The 1,636-nt window shown below is 47.3% G+C and carries 1 protein-coding gene; it reads left to right on the top strand.

Annotation, left to right across the window (positions count from 1 at the left end):
* Positions 1-179: 179 nt before the first annotated feature.
* A complete protein-coding gene (locus C1710_RS08090; protein ID WP_102281913.1) occupies positions 180-1,529 on the top strand; it encodes a BglG family transcription antiterminator in 1,350 nt (449 codons plus the stop codon).
* Positions 1,530-1,636 lie beyond the last annotated feature (107 nt).

Below are 1,636 nucleotides of genomic sequence, written 5' to 3'. Positions count from 1 at the left end.
AAATATGAAAAAGATCGCCGATAGGAGACGATCTTTTCAGAGACTGTATCACAAAAAGAAGAACCGTTCGGAATTACAGCGAATTCCGAACGGTTCATTCATTATAAGGGACTTATGTCACAGCCCCCCTTATCGTAATTAATAACTGTCGAAGAAGATGTAAGGGAGGGGGTGCAGACATGGCAGTAAAGAACGCCGAAAAGTTAATTAACTACCTGGCTGCGGCCCACGACTACGTTTCAGCAGCCAAAATTGAAAAGCAGTTCAACATTTCCCGACGCACCGTCTTTTACCGCATTGACCAGGCGAACCAGTTGCTGGCCAAGTTGGGAATGGCCGGCATCCAAAACGAACGTGGTGTTGGCTACCTCCTGCCGGAAGAAACGGTGACGGCCTGGCAAAAACGACAGCAAGCGCAACCGGGGCAGAATCACCCAGCGGTCAGCCCGCAGAAGCGGTTGGATGCCATGATCTGGTCTTTGCTGACGCGGGTTCAGCCACAATCAATTAACAACCTTGGTGATAAGTTAGGCGTTGGCCGCAACACCATTATTGCTGACTTTAAACGGATCGAAACGGAGTATCCACGACTTCAATTAACTAGTACTCCGAAAGGCCATGTACTGGCGGGAAGTGAGGAGGCAATTTGCCGCTACGTCTTCCGTCAACTGTCACAGGATAACCAGGGTGTGATTGCTACCGGGGTTGACCACTTAACCTTTCCGGCGATTGATATGGACATGGCCTATCAGCAGCTGGGGAAGTTGGAAAAAGGGATCAATGCCCGCTTTACTGAAAATGCTGCCCAGACCATTATCCGTTGTCTGAAGTTTCGGATTTTCCGGATCTCGCTTGGTCACCGGGTGACGAACCCCGATACAAATAGCGAGGAGATCGCTGCTGTGACGAGCGGTGTTATTCCCGAAGTGGAGAAACTACTGGCCCGTAATGGGATTCAGGATACCCAGGAGCTGGTATTCTTCACCGAAATTGTTTTGTGTTCGCAAGTTGACGTTTTGAACTACGTCAAGGACGAGTTTAAGCGAAAAATGCACCATATTGCCTGGGCAATAATGTTGCGCTACGACCAAATTGCCGGGACCAAGATTAACGACAATGCTTTTATGAACGCCTTGAGCATCCACCTATACTCCACTTATTTTCGGTGCCGCTATCGTTTCACTTTTGAAATGCCATTGCTGGATGCGATTCACTCGAAGTTTCCAGAGATGATTAAGTTCGTCCAGATCGCCTGTCGTCCGCTGGAAATAGTGGTGGGTTCGCCAATTCCAACGAGCGAGATTGCCTTGATTTGTCTGTACTTTATTTCGGTTGACGATAGCACTCAAACTGACGTTGCCCGTTTTGTTTCCAAGTCGGACAACATTCAGGACTACTTAAATGCCGATGTACTGCTGGTTTGCACCAGTGGGATTTCGACCTCAGCGATACTGTACGCCACTTTGCATCGTCAGTACCCATTGATTAACTTTTCTCGTTCATTGGGAATGGCAAATTGTAAAATTTAAGTTGAACATTTAAGTGGACAGAAAAACCCATCAAGGTCTTTAATGGTGTTACCACACAATCCATTAGAAAGAAGGACCTTGATGAGCACCACTATTTTATCATTCCA

It is taken from the genome of [Lactobacillus] timonensis (assembly GCF_900240275.1).
In the GTDB taxonomy this organism is placed as follows: Bacteria; Bacillota; Bacilli; order Lactobacillales; family Lactobacillaceae; genus Limosilactobacillus; species Limosilactobacillus timonensis.
This window is presented reverse-complemented; position numbering and strand designations above follow the sequence as displayed.

Excerpts from the sequence above, each read along its gene's own strand:
- C1710_RS08090 (WP_102281913.1), top strand. The coding sequence starts at position 180 with ATGGCAGTAAAGAACGCCGAAAAGTTAATTAACTACCTGGCTGCGGCC.